Genomic DNA, 24,401 nt, shown 5'->3' with positions numbered 1-24,401 from the left:
ATGAAAATATATAATACATTCACAAGAAAAAAAGAAGATTTTAAGACAATCGATGAAAACAAGGTAAGAATGTATGTATGCGGCCCAACTGTTTATGATTATATGCACATAGGAAATGCCCGTCCTTTGGTAATTTTTGATACAATGAGAAGATATTTAAGATATCTTGGTAACGACGTAAAATACGTTGTAAATTTTACAGATGTTGACGATAAAATTATAAATAAGGCCATAAAAGATAAGATATCAACTAAGGAAGTTACAGATAAGTATATAAAAGCTTATATGGAAGATGCAAAAGATTTAAATCTTGACGAAGAGCACACCATCCACCCAAAAGCTACAGAAACTATGGACGATATTATAGAATTTGTAAAAGAATTGGTGGATAAGGATTGTGCTTATGAATCGGAAGGAGATGTTTATTTTGATATTTCAAAAGCAAAAGATTATGGACATCTTTCAGGAAAAAATATTGAAGATTTAAGAGAAGGCGCATCAAACAGATTAGATGATAAGGACAAGGGCAAAAAAAGAAATCCTATGGATTTTACCCTTTGGAAAGCTACAAAAAAAGAAGGAGAAATCTCTTGGGATTCTCCTTGGGGCAAGGGTAGACCGGGCTGGCATATAGAATGTTCAACCATGAGCAAAAAATTATTGGGAGAGACAATCGACCTTCATGCTGGTGGAGAAGATTTACAATTTCCTCACCACGAAAATGAAATTGCCCAATCAGAAACAAGATCAGGCAAAAAATTTGCAAATTATTGGATGCACAACGGCATGATCCAAGTTGATGGAACCAAAATGAGCAAGTCTTTGGGAAATTTCTTTACCCTACACGATATTAAAAAAGAATACGACCTTATGGTTGTAAGATTTTGGCTTTTGTCTGCAGGTTATAGACTTCCGATAAATTTCACAAGAGAAATTATTGAACAAGCCAAAAATTCCCTAGAAAGATTAAACAATGCTAAATTTAGGATGGATGATCTTTTAGAAAAAACTAGTGGAAATTTAAAAGACGAAGAAAAAGATTTAGTAAAAGAGCTTGATAATTTTGAAAATAATTTTAGAAAAGTAATGGATGATGACCTAAACACTGCAGATGCCCTTACAGTTTTATTTGAAATTTCAAAATTTGCCAATACCAAACTAGATGAAAATTCTTCAAAAGAATTTGTAGAAAAAACTAGAGCTTTATTTATAAAACTTGAAGATGTACTTGGTATAGAAAATAGGAAAAAAACAGACGATTCTATCGATGAAGATTTGATAAATAAACTAATTGATGAGAGAAAAGAAGCGAAAAAAGCAAAAGATTTTGCTAAAGCTGACCAAATTCGTGACAAACTTTCTGAAATGGGAATTTTAATCAAAGATACCAGAGAAGGAACCAAGTGGGAGCTTAAGTAATGGCGAGTATATATGGAAGAAAATCTGTACTTGAAACCATTGATGCAGGTGAAAATATAAAAAAAGCTCATATTTTGGACAACAAGGGCAAAAATCACAGACTGATTGATAAAATTATAAATAAATTAGAAGAAGAAAATGTGCCAATATTTTATGAAGACAAGGAATATTTTTCAAAAATTTCTGGCAACCACCAAGGTGTTGAAATCGAAGTAGAAGATTACAAATACAAGGACCTTGATGATTTAAAAGATAAAAAAAGACTAATGATTTTAGATCAAATAGAAGATCCTCACAATCTTGGTGCAATAATTAGAAGTGCAGAGGCCTTTGGATTTGATGGAATAATAATTTCAGAAAGAAGATCTGCAAAAGTAAACTCAACAGTTTACAAAACAAGTGCAGGAGCAATCAACAACATTGATATAGCCATGGTTAAAAATATAAATAGGGCCATAAAAGAAATAAAAAATGAAAATTTTTGGGTTTATGGACTAGCTGGAGAAGCGGATGGCGATATAACCCAAACAGATCTTAGAGGAAAAATTGCCCTAGTTGTTGGCAATGAAGGAAAGGGACTTTCAAGACTTGTAAGAGAAAATTGCGATGGACTAATAAAAATACCCATGCTTGGCAAAATAAATTCATTAAACGCATCGGTAGCAAGTGCAATTGCAATCTATGAAAGTCTAAGACAAAATGGCTTTAACTAAAAAAAATATAACCTATGTTGATGGCTATAACATAATAAATTCTTGGCCTGAATTAAATCATATGAAAGAAAATTCCCTAGAGCTTGCTCGTGAAAAATTAATAGACGAGATGGCAGAATACGCATCTCTTTCAAACGAAAAAGTAGTCGTGGTTTTTGATGCCTACAATTCAGATGGTGAAAAAGAAAATATATTTGAAAAATTAGGAGTAGAGATAGTCTATACCAAAAAATTTCAAACAGCAGACACTTACATTGAAAAAATGACCAACAAATACGCACGTCGTCACAATGTAAAAGTTGTAACCGACGATGGGCAAGTCCAATCACTTGCTTTTGAAAGAGGGGCAAGCAGGATTACTGCCCTTGAGCTTAGGAATGATCTTTTAAATAAAAGGGTAAAAATAAAGAGAAGTCAAAAAAAAGATTTTTCAAATAATTTCAAGCAATTTCCCTTATCAGATCACGTAATAAAAAAACTTGATGATATAAAAAAAGACTTGGAAAAATAAATAATGGTAAAGGTAGATAAATTCGGTTTATAAAAATTAAAATCATTTTTATAAGAACTTGGCTGTTTAGGCAGACCAAATTTATGGTGGTTATATGGATAAAATAAATTTTAATGACGAAGAAATCTTTGAAAAATTTAAAGATTTCTTTGATGAAGATGAAATTGATCAAAAAGAAGCCCAAAAAATTTATAAGGGGCTGACAGAAGACGAAAAAGAAGAATTCGACCAGTTTTTGGAAGACGAAGAGCTGGAAGAAGATGAATATAAAGATGAAGAAGACAGGAAAAAAATAAAAAATTCCCTAGTCGCAAGGCAAAGAAGCGATATAATTAGGCTTTCAGATTTAACAAACGAGCAAATTGTAGAACAATTTCAAGAAGGAAATCAAAATGCCCTAGGAGCCTTGGTAGACAAAAACCAAGGACTAGTAAGAAGTAGGGCATCATATTTTTATCGCTCACATGGAAACGATCTTGAGCTTGAAGATTTAGTCCAATCAGGAATGCTTGGAATGATAAGAGCAGCAGAGAAATTTGACCTAACATTAGGATACAAATTTACAACCTACGCCTACAAGTGGATTGACAAGGCAATAAGAAAAGCAATCAACAAAGAAGGCCACACAATAAGAATACCAGCTGGAAAATATTTAAAATTAAACAAATTAAAACAAATATTAAAAGCAAATCCAGAAGCAAGCGAAGAAGAATTATACAAAATTTTAAAACAAGAAGGAATCGACAAAAAACAAGCTGACGATTTATTTTTGATAAACAGAAACCAAGTAAATTCTACAAGCCTAAATATAAATTTAGATTCAGAAGATTCAACAGGCGATGAGCTAATGGATATGGTAGGAGACGATTCAATCCCGGTAGATGATCAAATCCTAAAAAAGGATATGGAAGATTTCCTAATGAAAGCCCTAGACCAATTATCAGATAGAGAAAAACAAATAATAATCTACAGATATGGCCTAGACAACGAAAAACCAAAAACCCTAGAAGAAATAGGAACAATCTATTCCCTATCAAGAGAAAGAATCAGACAAATAGAAAACCAAGCCCTAGGAAAATTAAAACAATACAGCGATCAAGACTAGCTTAAAAACGTGCCGGTGGCACGTTTTTAATATTTACCCGCGGAATAGAAAAATTCTAAAAAATAAAAAAATAATTAGATAAAAATAAAAAAATCAGACTAAAAAAAGTATGATTCAGACTGTTGACAAACTAAAAAATTTCCCATTTAGTACCATAAAAGTGTAAGTAGAAAAAACTTTCTACCTGCACTTTTTTTAATATAATGAAGGTAACGGACGCAGCCCATTTGGGATAACACACCCGTACTCGAAACAGTCCGCTACCTTTCATTATCAAGAATTCGATTAAGCAGGTTGGGTTAATACACCCGTGTAACGAGCTAAACTGAGTGGATAATTGTGTAGGTAGGTAAAAATTTATTGGAGGTATTTATGATTTCAATAGGAATTGATGTATCAAAATCTAAAAGTACAGTTGCAGCCTTAGGATTTGGAAAAGAAGTCATTTTTAAACCATTTGAGATTTACCATGTAAAAAATGATGTAAATAAATTAATTAATAAAATCAAATCATTAGGATCTGATTTAAAAATAGTTATGGAAGCAACAGAAATTTATCATATTCCTATCTTAATTAGTTTAGTAAATGAAGGATTTTTTGTAAGTGTAATAAATCCATTAAAAATGAAAAGATTTTGCCAAGCCTTAAGTTTTAGAAATGTAAAAACAGATAAAAAAGATGCCATACACATAGCTGAGTATGGTTTAATGAACTGGAATGATCTAATAGAGTACAAAGAAGATAAAGAAGAATATGTAAGATTAAAACAATTAAACAGATCCTATCAACATTACCAAAAGATAAGAATAAATCACTTAAACTATCTAGACAAAGAAATAGAAAAAAGACATCCAGGACTAAAAAAACTAATCCCCCATGCAAATGGTAACTATCAAAAAGATAAACTAATAGACTTTGTAGAAAGATGGTCAAATAGTGAAAAGATATTAAAAAGAAGTCAAGATCAATTTGTAAATGATTATGAAAAATGGGCAAATAAAAAGGGATATCATCCAAACGCACAAAAAGCAATAACCATTTACCAAAATGCCTTAGAATCAATCCCAACAATCTCATCTAGTAATTCAAAAATAGATGCGAATGTCCTAGACTCAATTGAATTTCTAAGAGTAATAAACAAAACTCTCAATAATATTCTATCACAAATGAAAGAAATCGCCACAGAATTAGAAGAATACAAAATAGCAAAAGAATTTTCAGGCATAGGAGAAAAATTAGCACTACAAATAACAGCAGAAATAGGAGATATAAGAAAATACAAAAACAAGAAAAGTCTAATATCATTTGCAGGGATAGATTCACCACCATATCAATCAGGAAACTTTAGTGCAAAACAAAGAAAAATATCCAAAAGAGGAAATCCAATACTAAGAAAAGTACTATACATGACAATATTATGTATGAAAAAAGCAAAAGATGAAACCAATCCAGTATATAAATATATAATAAAAAAAGAAAGAGAAGGCAAGGCAAAAAAAGTATCAAACATAGCAGGAATAAACAAGTTTTTAAGAATATATTATGCAAAAGTAATGGAGGAAAAAAACAAGGAAGAATTACAAAAAGCTGCATAAAAAATAGAAAAAAAGCCCAAACAAGAGGGCTTATTTCCTATGGTCAAATTTAGTAATAAAATTATTTGATTTTTTTTAAAAAAAAGACTTGATTTTTCCTAGCAGGTTTCGACCGAGTGCAACGAGCGGAGAAATCTCATGAGATCTCTCCATGCGTTCGTTTCACTCACTTAGTCGAGATGGGTTTTAGAGTAATTTTATTTTTAAATCATTAATGAATTATTAAACTAATCTCATGAGATCTCTCCATGCGTTCGTTTCACTCACTTAGTCGAGATGGGTTTTAGAGTAATTTTATTTTTAAATCATTAATGAATTATTAAACTAACTTTGTCTACGTTCTGAATCAGACTAAAAACAGTCTGATTTTTTTATGAATTTTTAATTTTATTTAGAAAAATCCAATTTCATATCCCCATCTTTTATCCAGCCGATTTTTTTTACGAAATAATAAATTATTAATGAAACTAGGGCTGGTAAAATTATGTGCATGATTATTATTGTTGATAATAATTTAAAAAATGGGACTGAGCTCATTGCTGTGAAGGTTGAAATTTGTCCTACCAAACCGCAAGTTCCCATGCCGGCTCCTATTGGGGAATTTTCTAGTTTGAAAATTATTGTTGAAAATGGGCCGAGTATTGCTGAGGCGAGGGTTGGTGGGATTAAAATTTTTGGATTTCTCATTATATTTGGCATTTGGAGCATACTTGTTCCAAGTCCTTGGGCAATTAAGCCTTGGGTTTTATTTTCTTTAAAGGAAATTACTGCAAAGCCAATCATTTGACAACAACATCCAATTGTCGCAGCTCCTGCGGCAAGTCCTGAAAGACTTATGGTCATGCAAAGTGCGGCTGATGAAATTGGAAGGGTCAAAACAATTCCTACAATTACTGAAACAATTATTCCCATAATAAAGGGTTTTTGTTTGGTTGCATCCATTATAATTATTCCGATTTTTGTCATTAGTGCCTGGATAAAGGGTCCGACTAAATTTGCAATCATTACTCCGACTAAAACTGTCACAACTGGGGTCAAAACTATGTCGATTTTTGTTTCTTTTGAAATTAATTTTGCAATTTCTACTGAAATTAAGGTCGCTATAAAAACTCCCATTGGTCCGCCCAATTTGTTTGCTGCAAGTCCTACTATAGTTGATGAAAATAAAATCAACCTATCAGCATTAAGGGCGTAGGCGATTGATACTGCGATTGCAGGGCCTGTGGCTTCCTGGGCAAGTGGCCAAATTGTTTCTGACAAAAATTTTATGTCAAAAGATTTGCCGATTGTGTTTAAAATTGTTCCAACCAAAAGTGTGGCAAAAAGTCCAAAGGCCATTGATCCAAGCGCGTCAATAAAATAAACTTTTGCCGATAAACTTATTCCTTTTCTTTTTAAAAATTCTTTCATTTTTTCCTCCTATATTAAAAACCATTTTAATATATAAAGTATTTTTTGTAAATATTCACAAAAAATACTTATCTTCTTATATTTATGTAATTAATTTGTATTTTGTCAAACAACTGTAGTTGAAAATGAGAATATAATTATTGAAAAATTAAAGAGTTCATTGTAGATTTTTTTTAGAAAATAAATTTATGTAAAAAATTTCGGGTATATTTATTTAGTAAATAATATTTTTTTGTAATAAATTTTTAGAATATAGAAAGGACGGATATATGACAAATTATTTTAAAGAAGCTAATGAACTTAAAGACGAACTTATAAAAAATCGTAGGCATATTCATGAAAACCCTGAACTTGGTTTAGAACTTCCTAAGACTAAGGAATATGTTATAGATAAATTAAAAGAAATAGGCATTACTTATAAAGAAGTTGGCGAAAGTGGAATTCTTGCAACTATTGAGGGCGAAAAAGGGGAAGGGAAAACTATTCTTATTAGGTCTGACATGGATGCCCTTCCAATGGATGAGGAAAGTGGTCTTGAATTTTCTTCAAAAAATAAGGGACTTGCTCACACTTGTGGTCACGATCTTCATGCAGCAGTTGGTCTTTCTACTGCAAAAATTATTTTTAATCACAAAAAAGATTTTAAGGGCAGGGTTAAATTTATGTTCCAACCTGCTGAAGAAATTTTTGCAGGCTCAAAAATGATGATTGAAAATGGAGTTCTTGATGGAGTTGACGTGGCACTTGCTCTTCACACAAATTTAAATCACGAATCTGGATCAATTTCTTATTATGAGGGTTACATGGCAACAAGCTGTGATAATTTTAAAATAACAATTAAGGGTCAAGGAGGTCACGGCGGATATCCTCACACCACAAAAGATCCGATAAATGCGGGTGTAATGATTTACCAACAATTTAATCAACTAATAAGTCGCGATGCAGATCCTTCAAAACATACAACTTTAACATTTGGACAATTTTCATCAGGTTCAAATTCAAATATAATTCCAGATTTTGCCATTTTACAAGGAACAATGAGAACTTATGATCCAGAAATTAGGGAAAAATTGATGAAAAGAATGGAGGAAATTGTTGAAGGAGTTTCAAAAGCTACAGAATGTGAAATTAATTTAGAATATTTTGCATCAGTTCCTTCTCTATATTCTGATCCATCACTTACAAAAGAGTTTGTAAGATATATGGAAGAGAATTCTGATATTGAAATGATTTCTGGTGAAAGGCTAATGGCTAGTGAGGACATGGCTTTTGTTTCAAGAAAAGTTCCTACAGTTTATTTTCTACTAAATTCAAAAATTCCTGGAAATAATTACTCTCACCACAATCCAAAAGTAGATTTTTCGGAAGACGCCATGCCAATTGGAGTAGGTTTATTTGCTACATGTGCGATTAATTGGCTAAATAATAATTAATTTTTTAATTCAAAGAATTTTTTAAATTTTACGCCTTATTCAATCCATGAGATCTTTCGGCTGGGCTTTATATGGGTGGGTGATTCGCTTAATCAAAATTACTTTTATTTTTTTTAATTCTTAGTATTTATCAATAGAAAAATCCCTTTATATTAGTATAATTTCTATTAAAGGAAGTGAATTATGGAAAAAGAAAAACCATTTGTTTATATAGATACTAATTTTAGTTTGTCTGAAATTTTGATGCTTAAGATGGCCTTTAATTCTAATGAATTTGAAATTGTTGGCATTTCTTCTGTAAGCTCTTTTATGGATGCTGATTTTGCTGCAAAAAATATTCTTTCTATGACAAATATGGAGGATTTAATTTTGCCAATTTGCTCTGGGGCTTTTTCTAATTTGAAAAATCAAGAGATTTTGATTAGGGGAGAAAATTCTGTAATTTTTGATAAGTCAAAGGATTATTTGTCTGATGAAAGGTGCGAGGATTTTTTGTATAATTTGGCGAGAGATTGTGGAAGACTTGATATTGTTGCGACTGGTCCTCTTACAAATATTGCAAAAGCAATTGTAAAATATGATGATTTTCTTTCTTATGTTGACCATATTTTTGTTTTGGCTTCAAACTTTTCTCTTGGGGATGTTACAAAAAATTCTGAATTTAATTTTTTCACCGACCCAAAGGCTGCAAATATTGTTTTGAAGGAAGATGTTGAAACTTTTATTTTGCCTATTGATATTTCAAATTCTTTGACCTTGCCTGATGAGATTTTGGAAAAATCGACTTCTGACCCAGTTTTTGAGAAAATAAAAGACTTGTACAAAGCTTATCCAAAAAATGAGAGAGAAATCAAGGCTGCAATGCTTTTATATATGCTTGTTAAGCCTCAAGCCTTTATTTTTGAAGAAAAAGCTATCAAGGTGAATGAAGATTTTGACAGGGGAAGTATTGTTGAAACAAATTCTAAAAACAAAAAATATTTGGCAAATAGGGTCAATGACCAAACATTTTTTGACTTTATAATTGATAGGCTTGGTCTATGAAACTAAAAAAACCAGGACAAAGAATTTTTAAAACGGCCTTGGCTGTGTTTTTGTCTTTCACTTTTTCTCATTTTAGATCTCCCCATGCCCTTCCATTTTATTCGGCAATTGCTGCAATAATTTGTACAAAAAATGATGTGACGGGTTCAATTAATATTGGTTTAAATAGGATTTTGGGAACTTTTATTGGTGGCTTTGTTGGATTTTTATATCTTTTATTTGTAAAGAAAAATTTGACCAATGAAATAGAAAATTATTTTTTATTATCGGTAATTATGGCTTTTTTGATTTGGATAGTTTCTTCCATGGAAAAACCAAACGCAATTTCAATAATGTGCATAGTCCTAGCTTCGGTTTCTATAAATCATGCTGGAGAAAATTTTGGGGCAATAGATTTTGCAGTAAACAGGGTTTTGGATACCTTGGTTGGAGTTGTAATTGCAATTTTGGTAAATTCTCTTGATTTTGAAATTTTAAAATTTATTAAATATGAAAAGGAAAAAGATGAGAAGTGATTTCTCATCTTAGAGCGTAGACAAAGTATGAATGTAGATAATATTTTATTTTGAAATAAAAATTAAGCTACGTACCATCTCGACTAAGTGAGTGAAACGAACGCATGGAGAGATCTCACGAGATTTCTCGACTCACTACGTTCGCTTGAAATGGGAAAAAATTTAGTTTGTCAACAGTCTGAGATGAGAAATAATTTCTCGTCTTTTTTTAATTTGATTTTCTATGGTAAAATAATAGTGAATAGATATTTATAATTAAGGAGTATCCATGCTAAAAGTAGAAAATTTAAGTAAAAGTTTTGGAGAGCTCGTTGCTTTAAATCGTTCTAATTTTGAAGTAAAAGACGGCGAACTTTTTGGAGTTATAGGCCAAAATGGTGCGGGCAAATCCACACTTTTTAGGTGCATAATGAACTTTTATTCAAAATATGACGGAAATATTACTTATAATGGCAAAAAATTTTCAAAAGTTCCTTTGGAAAAAATCGGTTTTTTGCCTGAAGAAAGATCTCTTGATCCTAAAAGAAAAGTAGAAGACCAAATAAGATATTTTGCAAAATTAAATAAAATGAAAAATATTACTGATGAAAAGTTAAAAGAATGGTTTGATTATTTTGAAATTGATGGGAAATTATCATCAAAAATAAAAGAGCTTTCAAAAGGAAATCAACAAAAAGTCCAACTTCTTTGTGCTTTAATTTATAAGCCAGAATTTGTAATTTTGGATGAGCCTTTTTCAGGACTTGATCCATACAACATCAGACTTCTTGAAAAAATAATCAAAGATGTAAACAAAGAGGGAACGACAATTATGTTTTCATCTCACAACATGGAAAATGTTGAAAGTCTTTGCCAAAAACTAATTATGCTTAAAAAAGGAAATATAGTTTTGAATGGTTCTCCTCAAGAAATTAGAAATTCTTACGAGAGAAAAAAACTTGTGGTTGAATCAAGTGAAGATTTATTTTTCTTAAATGATGAAAATATTGAAATGATTAGTCAAGATGAAAATATTTGGACATTTATTTTAAAAGATGAAGAATATGCCAAGGTTATTTTCAAAAAAATTGTAGATAATGTTGGCTTTGTTCCATATTTTGACCAATCACCTCCAACATTAAATGAGATTTTTGCAAGAAAGGTGGAAGAAAATGAATAGATTTATGACCGTATCTACCGATACTTTAAAAAAACACCTTAAGTCAGCTTCTTTTTGGATTATGGTTTTGATGCCTTTTATTATGGCAGTAGTAATTGGAATAATTTCCTACATTTCCTACTCAACCAAAACTCCAGATACAATTGCAGTTGTTACAGAAGAAAAATATAAGAAAAATTTCCAAAATAATCATATGGTAGATTTTGAATTTAAAAGTAAAAAAGATGCCAAAAAAGCTCTGGACGATAAGGACATTTCAGCCTATCTTGAAGTTAAAAACAAAGATGGACTTTTAAATTTTGATTATTATGGGGATACAACTGCAAAAACTCCAATGCTTGTAATAAATTCTTTGGCAGAGTCCATGCAAAGAAAAGAAAATTTGAAAAATTCAAATATTGACGCCAAGCAAAATGCAATAATTAGCCAAAAACCTGCTATAAATCTTCACGAGATAAAAGATAATTTAAAAAACCCTGGAAATATGGTTGCCCTTTTTGCAACTATTTTTATAATGTATTTTGTATTAATTTTTTATTCACAAATAATTATGCAAGATATAGCCATAGAAAAGGGTTCAAAAATGCTAGAATTTATTTTCTCATCAGTAAGGGCAGGAACCTATATGGCAGGAAAAATTTTTGGGACAATTCTTGCCATGCTCGTTCATTTTGGAATTTATGTGATATTAGGACTTGTGGGATTTGCTGTAATTAAATTTACAGGCTTGTACGATAAGATAAGTTCAATGCTAGATATAAATATTTCAGATTTATTCAAGGGAATAAACACAAACTTGGTTATTGAAATAGTTTTATTTATGGTTTTGGGATTGATTTTATATATAATCCTTTCAGCCATGCTTGGATCTTTGGTACAAAAACAAGAAGACGCAGGAAAAATGGCAACACCAATTATGCTAATAATTATGTTTTGCTATTTCATTTCCACATCATTTGTAGGAAGCGAACCAAATTTATTTATAAAAATCCTTTCCTATATCCCATTCTTGTCAACATTTTTCATGCCAATGAGATTGATCTACGAAAATGCAAGTCTTTTCCAAGGAATGATTTCTCTATTGATTTTATTAGGAGGAATAATCCTAATGTATATAATTGCAGCAAGAGTTTACAAGAAAAATATCCTAAATTATTCAACAGACAAGTTGTTTGGAAGAGGAAAAAGATTAAAAATTAAAAAGAAAAATAAATAAAAAAAGAGGATGTTGCAAATTGTGAATTGCTATCGTCCCGAAATCATAGATTTTTTTCAAAGTTTCATGTCAAGCCTTCTGGCTTATTAGTGCGAAACTTTAAGAGAATTTCCTATGATATATTGGGACGATTTATTCATTTTGTAACATCCTTTTTTTAAAAAATTTTTAAATTTTTGCTTTTATAACCATTAAATCACTATCTTCGATTGCCTCTAAGGCGTGCATTTCATTAGGATTCATAGTTATTATATCCCCTGGCACAATAATTTCTTTTCCATTTTCTCCAGTGAAATTAACCTTGCCCTTATAAATTACAACTACTACATTTTTATCTGACTTATGACTTGGAACTTCTTCACCTTTTTTGATTTGTAAGTGGGTGATTTGTAGTTTGTCTTCATCTAGTAAGTGTTCAAATTTACCATCTAAAATATTTGCACTTAATTTTTTCATAAAGCCTCCTTATTATAATAAGCATTATTTATTTCATTTAAAATTTCTCAAATTATTTCTTGAATAATTTTTTTTAGCTCTGGCAGGGTTTTATCTTCAAAAAACTTATTTTTTGCTATCCACCTATTATTTAAAGGACTTGGGTGGACTAGAGGAAAATATTCTGGAAGATAATCTTTAAAATTTTTTACGGTCTCTGTTAGGTTTTTCTTAAAATTATCTTTTAGGTAAAATTTTTGAGCATAGGCTCCTATCAATATAGTTAATTTTATATTTTTTAGCTCTTCGAAAAGAAGGGGGTGGTATTCCTTAGCTATAAATTTTCTAGGAGCCTTGTCACCACTTTTTGCCTTACCCGGATAATAAAAATCCATGGGAATTATTGAAAAGTTTTTTCCGTGGAGAGTATCCATACTTATTCCCAGCCAATCAACAAGATTTTCTCCACTTTTATCATTAAATAAAATCCCGCTTTCCTCAACTTTTTTTCCAGGAGCCTGACCAATAATCAAAATCTTAGAATCTTTATTTAACTGAAAAATCGGATCAATTCCCCTGTCCGTATAGGATTTATTTCGAGGATCATCTTTTAATTTTTTAACTACATCTTTTATTTGCATAAAAATTCTTATCCAATTACAAAATAGGTTTATACTTTTTAATTAGTAATTTTTATTTTTTATAAATCTTATAATTAATTCCACCAACAAGGTCAATTCCATAAGGGGAATTTTCAAAATATCCTTTCAAAAATTCGTACCTATATTCATGATATGGAGATTTTTCTTCTTTTAACTCAAAACCATTTTTATTAATTTCAAAAGCTTCGTGGTGGTCGTGGCTGTGGCCGCCTTCACAAGTATTTGAAAGAGAATCTTCTGGATTTATAAAATCTTTAAAATATTTTTCGTGAGTATTTACATTTGTAATTAAAAATAAATCTCCGTTTTCATCAATTGTTGCAGAAAGGCCATTATCACAAGGCATTCCATCAAGAAGCATTTTGTTTAAATCTTGAAAAATTTCATTATAGTCAGAGAAATTTTTTCCTTCAGCCTGTTTTTTTCCAAAATTAAATAATTTTTCTTTTGTTTTTTGACTATTCTTTATAGCAAAGGCAAGCCTATTTTCTACAACATCAATTTTTGAATCAAGCCAGCCGTGAATATTTTCTTGGTCAATCAAATTTTCCAAATTATCAGTTGAAACTGGGGCGATTTTTTCATCAATTTCTTTTGTATTTCCATCCAAAAGAAAATTTGTAATTTTATCTTGAAACTTTATTTTTTCATACATCATGTAATGTATTGGTCCTAAAAATTCGCTCATTTATAACTCCTTTAATCTTTTTATTTCATTATATTATAAAAATAAATTTTTTTCTGTAACCCATGTTACATTCCTATATTTTACAAGAAAATTTTTAAATTTAAAGATTTGCTCTTTGAATATTTATAAGAATTTAAAGGGGAAAATGATATATTTACACAATTTACAATATATTATATAATTGTTGGGTAATGTAAATTTATTAGGAGGACTTATGAATAAATTAACTACGAAAAAAATTACATATACGGGACTTTTTATTGCCCTAGTATTCATTTTCTCAGCATTTTTCCAAATTCCATTAAAAACTCCAATGGGAGATACAAGATTTCATTTGGGAAATGTATTTTGCTTATTAGCAGGAATTATTTTAGGACCAACTCTTGGTGGACTTGGTGCAGGAATAGGATCTGCAATTTTTGATCTAACAAATCCACTTTATTTTGCATCAGCTCCATTTACTTTTATAAATAAATTTATGATGGGCTTTGTTGCAGGTTTAGTTTTTCACAAAATTAAAATGAAAAACGAAAAAATAAAAGCAGTTCTTGCAGGATTATGCGGACAAGTAACCTACATTGTTCTTTACTTGCTTTACACATTTATAAAAAATAAAGTAGCTATGGGCTTGTCATTTGAAGCAAATATGGTAGAAGTTGTACAAAAACTCGGAGTTTCCTCAATAAATGGAATAATTTCAGTAATAGTTGCAGCGATTTTTTCAATTGCAGTTGCAAAAAGAGTAAAAATGGACTAGAAATAGTCCTTTTTTAAATGCTGATTTTTTTATTTTTTAATCTTATATTTTATTTTAAAATAAATTTAATTCTTCGTTATTAAGGGGACAAATTAGGGGACTTCCGATTGTCCCCACAATTTTTCCCCTTAGACCCCTTTCAACGAACCCCCTTAACCGGCCCTTGCAGGGAGCAAAAATCAGAAAGAAACTAAAGTTTCTTTCGTTTTTTTAAATTGATTAGCCAAATTTAATAAAGATAAAATCACAAAATAAATTCTAAATTTTAAAAATAAAAAAATAACTCACTAAGGTTCAAACAATTTTTTCTCTAATAATTCACTTGAATTTATAATTATTTTTAAACATCAGTCAGCTTATAAAAACTTGAAAGAAGCGTCAGCTTCTTACAAGAAAAGCTCCATGCAATGGTCGGTTGCGGGGGGGCAAAAAAGTGGGGTTTTAGGGGATATAATTAGCTTGAAATTGTGCCAGTGGTACAATTTCAATAATTATACCGCGGAGTTTATTCGTAGTTTTATTTTTAAATTGAATTTTAATTTAAGATTTTGTTAAATTTTAAAAATAAATTAGCGTGGAAAAAGGGGGAGAGTCGAAACTCCCCCATTTCCTCCCCCTAACATTACGAAGAATTAATTTAATAAAATATATTATTTTAAAATTAAAAACAAAAATAAAAAATTAAAATTCAATACCTTCCTCTTGTTTGGGTATAATTATTAAAGAAAAGATAAGAAAAATGAAAGGATTTTGTATGGTTTATAAAAGATTTGATGATAAATTAGTTATTAGATTAAAAAAAGGCGACAAGCTTGTGGAATCTGTTATGGAAATTCTTGAAAAAGAAAATGTGAAGGCTGGATTTTTAACTGGAATTGGAGCTACTGATAATCTTGAGGTGGGTCTTTTTGATCCTGAAAGTAAGGATTATAAAATAAAAAAATATGAGGAAGATTTGGAAATTGCAAATCTTTGTGGAAATATTTCAAATAAAGACGGAAATCTTTACACTCATTTTCATATAACTTGTGGTAGGGCAAAATCAAATGTTGAAAAAGGAAGTCTTGCAGGTGAAGCCATTGCAGGGCATTTGAATGAGGCTGTTATTTCTTTGACTGCAGAAATTTTTGTAACTATAATTGATGGCGAAATTAATAGGATTTATGACCAAGATTTGGGTCTAAATTTGATTGAGTTTTAATATGAATTATTTTATTTTTGACATGGACGGAACCATTTTTGATACGGAAAAAATTTACTATCAAACTTGGCTTGAAATAGGCCAAAAAAATAATTTCACTTTTACAATTGAAGATAAAATTGTTTTGTCTGGCAGAAAAAAAGATGAAGCCAATTTATTTATGATGGAACATTTTTCAATGGATGAGGAAAGGGTCAAAAAAATTCGTGAAGATTTAAATGATTTGAGAGAAAAAAGATTTGAAGAACTTGATTATTCTCTAAAGAAACCAGATCTTTTAGAACTTTTGGATTATTTGAAAGGAAATGATGAAAAAATTGGCCTTGCTTCATCTTCTTACAAGAAAAAAGTAGATTTTTTGGTGGATAGGGAAGGTGTAAGAGATTATTTTGACCAAATAATTACAGCTAATGATATAAAAAATGGTAAACCTGATCCTGAAATTTTTAATTTGACAATGGAAAAGTTGGGTGCAGACAAGGAAAAAACCTATATTTTGGAAGATTCTCTTTCTGGAATTAGGGCTGCAAAAAAAAGTGGAGCAGTCGCAGTTTTAATTATAGATTTGGACGATAGCGAAAGGACAAAAAATGAAGCTGACTTGGTATTTTCATCATTGGGCGAATTTTTATCATTTTTAAAAGAAAAAAAATCAATTGATACAAGAAATAAGGATTTTTCTTTATCATGCCCTTCTTGCAAATTTAAATTTACAAAATCTTTGCCAACTGCAGTATTTTCTCAAAACGACAAAGATTTTATTGAAAATATTGGCATAATCGAATGTCCTTCTTGTAAAAAATTGTTCAAATTAAATTATAGGTATGTTTATACCGACAGCGACAAAAAATTAATGTTTGTAAATGATCCAAAATTTGTACAAAAAAGAAATCAGCTTGCCTTTAAGTCTTCGCTTAAAATTTTGGATAGGCTAAATAAAAACAAGGCGGAAGATTTTTTAATTAGAATGTGCAAAGATGACTTGGATTTAAAAGAAAAAATTTCTATATTTGAAGACGGAAAAATTGATAATATAATAGAAATTATGAAATTTGTCCTAATCCAAAGTCCAGATTTTAAATTTAAAAAAGAAGATATTTTGCAAATGACCTACAAAAACAAGGAATTTATAATAAGAACAAAAGACGGGGCTTTTAAAATGCCTTTTATTGATGATTTGTATGAAAGTTTGTACGACAAATATATTTCCTTTATAGATGTAAAAAGTGCGGAGATGGTCGATGAAAATTGGGCAAGGGAAATTGTAAAAGAGATATGAAAATATATTTAGAAAATGAAAATTTAAGAAAAATTGTATATGATATTTTAAATATTTTCTACGAGAAAGAAGAATTTGTTTTTGTAGAAGAAAATCCTAATATATCAATAAAAAATGGACTTATTGAATTTGAAAATAAGTCCTACTTTTTTGATTCTAATTTGAAATTAAAGCAAGTCCTTTTTGAAATTTTAGAAAATAAAAATAACAAATCTTCTGATTGGGGAATTTTGACAGGATCAAAACCTTCAAAACTTTTGAAAAATCACAGCCTTTATGATTTGAAAAATACTTATATAATTAAGGATAATAAAATTTACCTACTAGAAAATATTAAAAAAAGTCAGGATAAATTAGAATTTGATCCCAAAGCCTTCAATCTTTATATAAATATTCCCTTTTGCCCTCAAAGGTGCAGGTATTGTTCCTATCCTACTATTGTGTCAAGCACAGTAGAGAAAAATCTTTATGTGGATTTTTTATTAAAGGAAATTTCCCAAATAAATTTGCCAAAAAAATTGGACACAATTTATCTTGGGGGAGGAACTCCATCAAATTTATCCTTGAACGATTTGGATAGGATTTTAACTTTAATCAACGAAAAATTTATTTTTGACGAATTTACTCTTGAGGCAGGTAGGGAAGATACTCTTGATTTTAATAAGCTTGATTTATTTAAAGAAAAAAATGTAGGAAGAATCTCTTTAAATCCACAAACTTTCACATCAAATGTATTGGAAAATATAAATAGGCCGATTGATTTTTATAATTTTGTAAAAATTTATACTTACGCCAAAGAGCTTGGCTTTATTGTAAATATGGATTTTATTGTGGGACTTTTTGGAGAAAATAGGGAAAGTTTTTCTAAAAATTTTGAAATTTTAAAAGATTTAAGGCCAGACAATATTACTTTTCACGCCCTAGCCCAAAAAGTTGGGTCAAAATATTTTGAAGAAAATATTAATGGAGATGAAGTAGAAGCGGAAAAAATTTCCAAAGATATAGAAAAATTTACCAAAGAAAATTCCTACAAGCCTTACTATCTTTACAGGCAAAAAAACATAATAGGAAATTTGGAAAATATTGGCTATGAAAAAGGAAATACTCCTCAAAGATACAATATTTTGATAAATGAAGAGCTAGAAAATATTATAGGCCTTGGTATGAACGCAAATTCTAAACTTACAAACGGTAAAAAATATAGAAACGAAAGAAATCTTAGAGATTATTATAAAAGCATAGAAAAAGAAATTTCTGATAAAAATAAATTGATAGAAAATTTTATAGAAAATTAAATAGAGAAGTTAAAATTATTTAAGTGAAATGAAAATATTAAAATTTGTTTTTAAATTTTTTCAAAAAAATAAGCTGTTACAAAACATTTTGTAACAGCTTTTATTTTTATTAGATAAATAATCCTGCACAAACAACAGATACTACTGTTATAAGTTTTACTAGGATGTTTAGTGATGGGCCGGATGTATCTTTGAATGGATCTCCTACTGTATCACCTACTACTGCAGCGTGGTGAGATGGTGAATTCTTTCCACCTTCAGCTCCAGATTCTATAAATTTCTTAGCATTATCCCAAGCTCCACCTGCGTTTGACATAAATATTGCCATTAATACGCCTGTAACTAGGGCTCCAGCTAAAAGTCCTCCTAGAGTTTCTGGTCCAAATGCTTTTCCAATAAATAATGGTACTACAATTGCAAGTGCTCCTGGTATTATCATTTCTTTTAGAGAAGCTTTTGTTGAGATGTCTACACATGAAGCGTAGTCTGGATCTTCTGTTCCTTCTAGGATACCTGGTTTTTCTTTAAATTGTCTTCTTACTTCGTTGATCATTTCTGTTGCAGCTTTTCCAACTGAATTCATTGTTAAAGCTGAGAATAAAAATGGTAACATTCCTCCTACGAACATTCCTGCTACTACTTTTGAATCAAGTAATGAAAGATTGTCAAGGTGTAGGGTATCTGTGTAAGTTACAAATAGTGAAAGTGCAGTTAAAGCTGCAGAACCTATTGCAAATCCCTTACCAATTGCTGCTGTTGTGTTTCCTACTGAATCAAGGCTGTCTGTGATTTCACGAACTGATTCGTCAAGTCCACTCATCTCTGCAATTCCACCGGCATTGTCTGAAATTGGGCCGTAAGCGTCAACTGTTACTGTTGTTGCTGTGATTGATAACATTCCTACTGCTGCAAGGGCAATTCCGTACATTTGCATTGTGTGGAATGAAACCAAAATTCCAATAGCTATAAGAATGATAGGTCCAACTGTTGAAAGCATTCCGCTTGATAATCCTGCGATTATGTTTGTAGCTGCTCCTGTTTGACTTTCTTCTGCTATTCTTTTTACTTGGCTATATTTTTCAGATGTAAATACTTCTGATAAAAATCCTATTGCAATTCCTACAAGTATTCCCACAACTATACAGATTGCTGCTTTCATATTTCCAAAAAATATTGGTGAAAGGATAAATGATGCTACAAGAACTATTGCTCCTGATAGATAAATTGTCATCATTAGTGCTGATTGTGGTGATTTTTGTTTTTTTCTTAAGAATAAGAAAGCTGCAAGGATTGATGCGACAATTCCTATTGATGAAAGTACCAATGGAAATCTAATTCCTGCATCTCCAAAGATTGAAAAACCTAGAACCATTGATGAAAGGATTGCTCCCGCATATGATTCGAAAAGGTCAGCTCCCATTCCTGCAACGTCTCCTACGTTATCTCCAACGTTATCGGCGATAACTGCTGGGTTTCTTGGGTCATCTTCTGGAATTCCTTTTTCAACTTTTCCTACAAGGTCAGCTCCAACGTCTGCTGCTTTTGTGTAGATTCCTCCACCAACTCTTGCGAAAAGTGCAACTGAACTTGCTCCAAAAGAATATCCCATAAGGGTTGCTGGGTCTTTAAAGATTAAATAAACAATTCCAACCCCCAAAAGTCCAAATCCTGTTACTGCAAATCCCATTACAGATCCACCAGCAAAAGCAACTTTAAGGGCAGATGGAAGTCCACTCTCCATAGCTTCGTTTGTACATCTAGCATTTGAGGCTGTAGAAATTCTCATACCTACATAACCTGCTGCCATTGATAATAAGGAACCAAGGATATAACAAATCATGGTATTAATGTTAATAAAAATTGCTATAAGAATTGAAACAATAATTACAAAGATAATAACATATTTATACTCACGAGATATAAATGCCATAGCTCCTTCTTTAATATTTCCTGATATAGTTCTCATTTTATCGTTTCCTTCGCTAATTGGAAGTATATTTGTTTTAATTTGCAAAGCCATAAAACAAATTGCGATAATTGCTACTATTACAGGTAGTAAATCAGATAACATAAATTCCTCCTATTTTTAATTTTTACGTTTACTATTATATAACATAATATAGATATAAACAATTGTTTTTGATAGAAAAACTCAAAAATACAAAAATAAATGATATTTTTATGAAAAATAAATACATTTTGCCCTAAAATTGAAAAATTTTTTGTTTTTTATTATTCTTAGCGAATGGTAATTTGTATTTTAGAATAAATAATTTTATATGATAAAATAAAGGTAGAATTAAGTTAGGAGTAAGTATGGACAAAAATATAAAACTTGTAGCTATAGATCTTGATGGAACTCTTTTGGGTTCTGATAAAAAAGTTTCTGAAAAAAATTTTGAAATTATAAAAAAATTAAGAGACAAGGGGATTTTTGTGGTTATTGCAACCGGAAGACCTGTTGGTGGATTTTCTTGGATTCTTGATCATTTGAATTTATTTTCTAATGACGATTATTCGATAACAAATACTGGATCTCTTGTAATAAAAAATAAGGATAAGTCAGATATTTCAAAAAAAATTCTTAATATGGACGATTATTTAAATCTTAAAAAATTAATAAATGATAAGCTTCAAATTGGAATTTACAATAAATATAATTTGTACAACAACAGCGAAAGCATAAATAAACATTTTTTATTTGAATCAAAAATTTTAAAAATGCCAATTGAAAAATTTGATGAGAAAAATAAAAATCAAAGTGTTGAGAGAATTTCTATTATGGGTGATAGGGAAGTTGTTGATGAGTTTGAAAAAACTTACAACAAAAATCTTTTGAAAACTTATCAAACTGTAAGAAATGTGCCGGAAGTTTTTGAGGTTTTAAATAAGGAAGCTGATAAGGGGCAGGCTCTTAAAAGGCTTTGTAATTTTTTAAATATTGATACTAATTCAACTCTTGCCATTGGAGATTCTAATAATGATAAGTCGATGCTTGAAATTGCTGGAATTTCTGCAACTTGTTCAAATGGAAGAGAAAGTGTTAAAGAAATGGTAGATATAGTTTCGGATTATTCAAATGATCAAGATGGAGTTTTTGATATTTTGGAGAAAGTATTTTTTGACAAGTGATTGAAAGCTTTCGAAAATAAAGTATTATATGATTAGTTCTTATGTAAGATTTTTTTAAAATCTTACATATTTTTATGTTAAAATAAAATTTGAAAAAAGATAGGAAGTATTATGAGTAAATTTTGCTCTCTAGCTTCAGGATCTTCGGGAAATTCTGTTTTTGTTGAACACAAGGGATCTAAAATTTTGATTGATTGTGGTTTTTCGGGACGAAAAATTGAAAATCTTTTATCTCAAATTGGCGAAAATCCAAAAGATTTGGATGCGATTTTTCTAACTCATGAGCATGTTGATCATGTAAAGGGAGCTTCTGTCATGAGCAGAAGATATGATATTCCAATTTATGCTAACAAGGGAACCTGGCTTTCTTTTATTAAAAGTGCTGGGAAATTGAAGGAAGAAAATATTAAAATTTTTAGGTCAAATTCTTTTTTAAATTTTAATTCTTTTGATATTTTTCCCATATCAATTCACCACGATGCAAAAGAGCCGGTTGGTTTTATTTTGTATTTGGATAATAAAAAAATTACGGTTTTGACTGATACGGGAATAATTGATGAGAGAATTTTAAATGAGATTAAGGGATCGGATGTTTATTATTTTGAGGCAAACCACGACCTTGATGCTTTAAAACGTGGACCCTACACTTATCCTATGAAAGTTAGGATTATGGGGAAGATGGGACACTTATCAAATGACCAATCGGCAAAATCTTTGGCAGATGCCCTTCAAGGGAAAAATGAAAAAATTTTTCTTGCACACTTGTCTGAGACAAATAATTCAGAAGAACTTTGCAAAATAACTGTAGATAATTACCTAAAATCCTGTGGACTAGATACAAGTAGAGATATAAAATTAGAAGTTGCTAAAAGAAATGAACCTTCAAGCATAGTGGAGTTGTGATGGAATTAGTAGAAATTGAAAGATCAATTATAAAAAAATATAGGAAAGAGCTTTGGTCAAAATTTGTAAAAGCTGTAAAAAAATATGAATTAATAAATGAAGGCGATAAGGTCGCTTGTGCGATTTCTGGTGGAAAAGATTCGCTTTTGACAGCAAAACTTGTTGAAGAATTGCACAAACATTCAAATGTAAAATTTGATGTAGAATATATTTGCATGGATCCAGGCTATGATAAGGAAAACAGAGATTTGTTGGAGAAAAATTTAACATATTTAAATATTCCTGTAAAAATTTTTGATTCAAATGTTTTTGAAATAAGCGAGAAAATTTCTGGAGAATATCCTTGTTATATGTGTGCAAGAATGAGAAGAGGATTTTTGTACGCCAAGGCAAAAGAGCTTGGTTGTAACAAAGTCGCCTTGGGTCATCACATGAACGATGCAATCGAGACTACTTTGATGAATGTTTTGTATGCTGGAAATTATAAAACAATGAAGCCAAAACTTATGGCGCAAAATTTTGATGATATGGAACTTATTAGGCCCATGTATTTTATTGAAGAAAAAGATGTAATAGCTTGGCGTGATTATGTAGGTTTAGATGCCTTAAATTGTGCTTGCACCGTTACAAAAAAAAGTGAATCCTATACAAGAAAAAAGATAAAAAATCTTATTGAAGAATTAAAAGAAGATATACCAAATGTAGAAAAATCAATCCTAAGATCAGCAGAAAATGTAAATTGCGATATGGTTTTGGGATATAAAATAAATGGAAAAGAACATTCGTTCATGGAGGAATTTGAAAAATGATTTTAGATTTGTTAAAAGTATTTATCCTTTCAATAGTAGAAGGGGTAACAGAATTTTTGCCTGTTTCATCAACAGGTCACCTTATTTTGGTTAATGAGTTTGTAAAACTTGAACCAGAAAAATTTGCCAACGCCTTTAATGTAATAATTCAACTTGGTGCAATACTTTCAGTAGTTGTTTTATTTTTTTCTAAGTTAAATCCTTGGAATTTAGAAAAAACTCAAAAGTATTTCCCAAAAAATTATGCCAATTTAAATGGCCAATCAAAAATATATTACAGATTAACCCACCCACACAAAGAAACAATTGAGCTTTGGAAAAGAGTAATTATTGGAGTAATTCCTGCAGGAATTTTAGGATTTTTGCTTGATGATATTATTGATGCTTATTTATTTAATCCAATGGTTGTTGCCCTTATGCTTTTTGTTTGGGGTATTGGAATAATTTTACTTGAAAAGAAAAACAAAAATGAAAATAGACAAAGAATCGATAACCTTTCACTAATTTCTTACAAAACTGCATTTTTTATTGGATGTTTCCAAGTTCTTGCCATGATTCCAGGAACTTCAAGATCAGCTGCAACAATAATTGGAGCAATGATTTTGGGTCTATCAAGATCAGCCAGTGCAGAATTTTCATTCTTTTTGGCAATTCCAACCATGCTTGGAGCAACTCTTTTAAAAGTTGTAAAAAATGTATCAGGATTTTCAGGATATGAATGGATTTTAATTATTATAGGCATGATTTTAAGTTTTATAGTTGCTTATATAGTAATCAAGAAATTTATTTCCTACGTACAAAAAAATGACTTTATAATTTTTGGAAAATATAGGATTGTTCTTGCAGTGATTGTATTTTTATATTTTCTAATTATTAAATAAATTTTTTAAAGGCGGAATGGACCAAACTTTATATACAAATCCTAAAGCACGAATATCTGACTACAAAAATTGTTGATTTCTAAATTTAAAAATTCTAAAATCGCAAACTCGAGCTACGCTCTCAAACAGTGCGATTTTTAACGAATTTTTAAATTTGAAATCAAATCAATTTTTTCCGTATGATATTCTTTGCATGAGGATTTGTATATTTTTAGTATTATAAGGCGGATTATTCCGT

23 protein-coding genes are annotated in these 24,401 nt (G+C 30.2%); 18 read left to right on the top strand and 5 right to left on the bottom strand.

The genetic code is table 11. The features are described from left to right. The 5 genes from cysS to BN2087_RS00700 all read left to right on the top strand — a co-directional run bounded on the left by cysS (position 1) and on the right by BN2087_RS00700 (position 5,344). The gene (cysS, locus tag BN2087_RS00720) at positions 1 to 1,419 is read left to right on the top strand and encodes a cysteine--tRNA ligase (RefSeq protein ID WP_049689988.1); all 1,419 of its coding nucleotides are present in this window, start codon (positions 1 to 3) and stop codon (positions 1,417 to 1,419) included. Further along, entirely contained in the window at positions 1,419 to 2,132 is a 714-nt protein-coding gene (rlmB, locus tag BN2087_RS00715) for a 23S rRNA (guanosine(2251)-2'-O)-methyltransferase RlmB (RefSeq protein ID WP_049689987.1), read from the top strand. The genes cysS and rlmB overlap by 1 nt, the downstream gene beginning before the upstream one ends. Next, complete coding sequence (locus BN2087_RS00710; protein WP_049689986.1) at positions 2,119 to 2,643, top strand: NYN domain-containing protein; 525 nt, start codon at positions 2,119 to 2,121, stop codon at positions 2,641 to 2,643. Before rlmB ends, BN2087_RS00710 begins: the two co-directional genes overlap by 14 nt. A 94-nt stretch (positions 2,644 to 2,737) precedes the next feature. Next, positions 2,738 to 3,748, top strand: a complete 1,011-nt coding sequence (locus tag BN2087_RS00705; RefSeq protein WP_049689985.1) for a sigma-70 family RNA polymerase sigma factor — start codon at positions 2,738 to 2,740, stop codon at positions 3,746 to 3,748. 372 nt (positions 3,749 to 4,120) lie between these two features. After that, positions 4,121 to 5,344 (top strand): IS110 family RNA-guided transposase, encoded by a 1,224-nt coding sequence (locus BN2087_RS00700; protein ID WP_049689984.1) that lies wholly within the window; start codon positions 4,121 to 4,123, stop codon positions 5,342 to 5,344. 387 nt (positions 5,345 to 5,731) lie between these two features. Here BN2087_RS00700 and BN2087_RS00695 read toward each other — a convergent pair whose 3' ends face one another. Further along, positions 5,732 to 6,754, bottom strand: a complete 1,023-nt coding sequence (locus BN2087_RS00695; RefSeq protein ID WP_049689983.1) for a PTS sugar transporter subunit IIC — start codon at positions 6,752 to 6,754, stop codon at positions 5,732 to 5,734. Between the two features lie 269 nt (positions 6,755 to 7,023). Here BN2087_RS00695 and BN2087_RS00690 point away from each other — a divergent pair, with 269 nt between their 5' ends. From BN2087_RS00690 to BN2087_RS00670, 5 genes are all read left to right on the top strand, one after another. Further along, positions 7,024 to 8,187, top strand: a complete 1,164-nt coding sequence (locus tag BN2087_RS00690; RefSeq protein ID WP_049689982.1) for a M20 metallopeptidase family protein — start codon at positions 7,024 to 7,026, stop codon at positions 8,185 to 8,187. Positions 8,188 to 8,370: 183 nt separating this feature from the next. Further along, positions 8,371 to 9,231 (top strand): nucleoside hydrolase, encoded by an 861-nt coding sequence (locus BN2087_RS00685; RefSeq protein ID WP_049689981.1) that lies wholly within the window; start codon positions 8,371 to 8,373, stop codon positions 9,229 to 9,231. Next, positions 9,228 to 9,746 carry an FUSC family protein gene (locus BN2087_RS00680; protein WP_049689980.1) on the top strand — a complete coding sequence of 173 codons (519 nt, stop codon included), beginning with the start codon at positions 9,228 to 9,230 and terminating at the stop codon, positions 9,744 to 9,746. Before BN2087_RS00685 ends, BN2087_RS00680 begins: the two co-directional genes overlap by 4 nt. Positions 9,747 to 10,014: 268 nt before the next feature. Beyond that, on the top strand, positions 10,015 to 10,905 hold the full coding sequence (locus tag BN2087_RS00675; protein ID WP_049689979.1) for an ABC transporter ATP-binding protein: 891 nt from the start codon (positions 10,015 to 10,017) through the stop codon (positions 10,903 to 10,905). Further along, positions 10,898 to 12,121 carry an ABC transporter permease gene (locus BN2087_RS00670; protein WP_049689978.1) on the top strand — a complete coding sequence of 408 codons (1,224 nt, stop codon included), beginning with the start codon at positions 10,898 to 10,900 and terminating at the stop codon, positions 12,119 to 12,121. Before BN2087_RS00675 ends, BN2087_RS00670 begins: the two co-directional genes overlap by 8 nt. 168 nt (positions 12,122 to 12,289) lie before the next feature. Here BN2087_RS00670 and BN2087_RS00665 read toward each other — a convergent pair whose 3' ends face one another. The 3 genes from BN2087_RS00665 to BN2087_RS00655 are packed head-to-tail and all read right to left on the bottom strand — an operon-like array spanning position 12,290 to position 13,906. Continuing rightward, complete coding sequence (locus BN2087_RS00665) at positions 12,290 to 12,577, bottom strand: AraC family ligand binding domain-containing protein (RefSeq protein ID WP_049689977.1); 288 nt, start codon at positions 12,575 to 12,577, stop codon at positions 12,290 to 12,292. A 47-nt stretch (positions 12,578 to 12,624) separates the two neighbouring features. Continuing rightward, positions 12,625 to 13,197: a uracil-DNA glycosylase family protein gene (locus BN2087_RS00660; RefSeq protein ID WP_049689976.1), complete on the bottom strand. Its 573-nt coding sequence runs from the start codon at positions 13,195 to 13,197 to the stop codon at positions 12,625 to 12,627. A gap of 52 nt (positions 13,198 to 13,249) precedes the next feature. Next, positions 13,250 to 13,906, bottom strand: coding sequence for a hypothetical protein (locus BN2087_RS00655; RefSeq protein WP_049689975.1), 657 nt, complete (start codon positions 13,904 to 13,906; stop codon positions 13,250 to 13,252). A gap of 214 nt (positions 13,907 to 14,120) precedes the next feature. Between BN2087_RS00655 and BN2087_RS00650 the strand changes: the two genes are divergently transcribed. The 4 genes from BN2087_RS00650 to BN2087_RS00635 all read left to right on the top strand — a co-directional run bounded on the left by BN2087_RS00650 (position 14,121) and on the right by BN2087_RS00635 (position 18,438). Beyond that, on the top strand, positions 14,121 to 14,663 hold the full coding sequence (locus BN2087_RS00650) for an ECF transporter S component (protein ID WP_049689974.1): 543 nt from the start codon (positions 14,121 to 14,123) through the stop codon (positions 14,661 to 14,663). 754 nt (positions 14,664 to 15,417) lie between these two features. Further along, on the top strand, positions 15,418 to 15,864 hold the full coding sequence (locus tag BN2087_RS00645) for a PPC domain-containing DNA-binding protein (RefSeq protein ID WP_049689973.1): 447 nt from the start codon (positions 15,418 to 15,420) through the stop codon (positions 15,862 to 15,864). A 1-nt stretch (position 15,865) separates the two neighbouring features. Beyond that, positions 15,866 to 17,143: an HAD-IA family hydrolase gene (locus tag BN2087_RS00640; protein ID WP_049689972.1), complete on the top strand. Its 1,278-nt coding sequence runs from the start codon at positions 15,866 to 15,868 to the stop codon at positions 17,141 to 17,143. Further along, on the top strand, positions 17,140 to 18,438 hold the full coding sequence (locus tag BN2087_RS00635) for a radical SAM protein (protein WP_049689971.1): 1,299 nt from the start codon (positions 17,140 to 17,142) through the stop codon (positions 18,436 to 18,438). The genes BN2087_RS00640 and BN2087_RS00635 overlap by 4 nt, the downstream gene beginning before the upstream one ends. 109 nt (positions 18,439 to 18,547) lie before the next feature. Here the strand turns inward: BN2087_RS00635 and BN2087_RS00630 are convergent, their stop codons facing one another. Next, on the bottom strand, positions 18,548 to 20,509 hold the full coding sequence (locus tag BN2087_RS00630) for a sodium-translocating pyrophosphatase (protein WP_049689970.1): 1,962 nt from the start codon (positions 20,507 to 20,509) through the stop codon (positions 18,548 to 18,550). Between the two features lie 245 nt (positions 20,510 to 20,754). On the opposite strand from BN2087_RS00630, the gene BN2087_RS00625 reads away from it, so the two are divergent. The 4 genes from BN2087_RS00625 (at position 20,755) to BN2087_RS00610 (ending at position 24,163) form a co-directional block, all read left to right on the top strand. Continuing rightward, on the top strand, positions 20,755 to 21,570 hold the full coding sequence (locus BN2087_RS00625) for a Cof-type HAD-IIB family hydrolase (protein WP_049689969.1): 816 nt from the start codon (positions 20,755 to 20,757) through the stop codon (positions 21,568 to 21,570). Between the two features lie 111 nt (positions 21,571 to 21,681). After that, positions 21,682 to 22,473, top strand: a complete 792-nt coding sequence (locus BN2087_RS00620) for an MBL fold metallo-hydrolase (RefSeq protein WP_049689968.1) — start codon at positions 21,682 to 21,684, stop codon at positions 22,471 to 22,473. Beyond that, on the top strand, positions 22,473 to 23,282 hold the full coding sequence (locus BN2087_RS00615) for a tRNA 2-thiocytidine biosynthesis TtcA family protein (RefSeq protein WP_049689967.1): 810 nt from the start codon (positions 22,473 to 22,475) through the stop codon (positions 23,280 to 23,282). Before BN2087_RS00620 ends, BN2087_RS00615 begins: the two co-directional genes overlap by 1 nt. After that, positions 23,279 to 24,163, top strand: coding sequence for an undecaprenyl-diphosphate phosphatase (locus BN2087_RS00610; protein WP_049689966.1), 885 nt, complete (start codon positions 23,279 to 23,281; stop codon positions 24,161 to 24,163). Before BN2087_RS00615 ends, BN2087_RS00610 begins: the two co-directional genes overlap by 4 nt. Positions 24,164 to 24,401 lie beyond the last annotated feature (238 nt).

Source organism: Anaerococcus jeddahensis (genome assembly GCF_001182725.1).
GTDB classification, from domain to species: domain Bacteria; phylum Bacillota; class Clostridia; order Tissierellales; family Peptoniphilaceae; genus Anaerococcus; species Anaerococcus jeddahensis.
The sequence above is the reverse complement of the archived record's forward strand: the minus strand, read 5'-3'. Positions and strand labels throughout refer to the sequence as shown.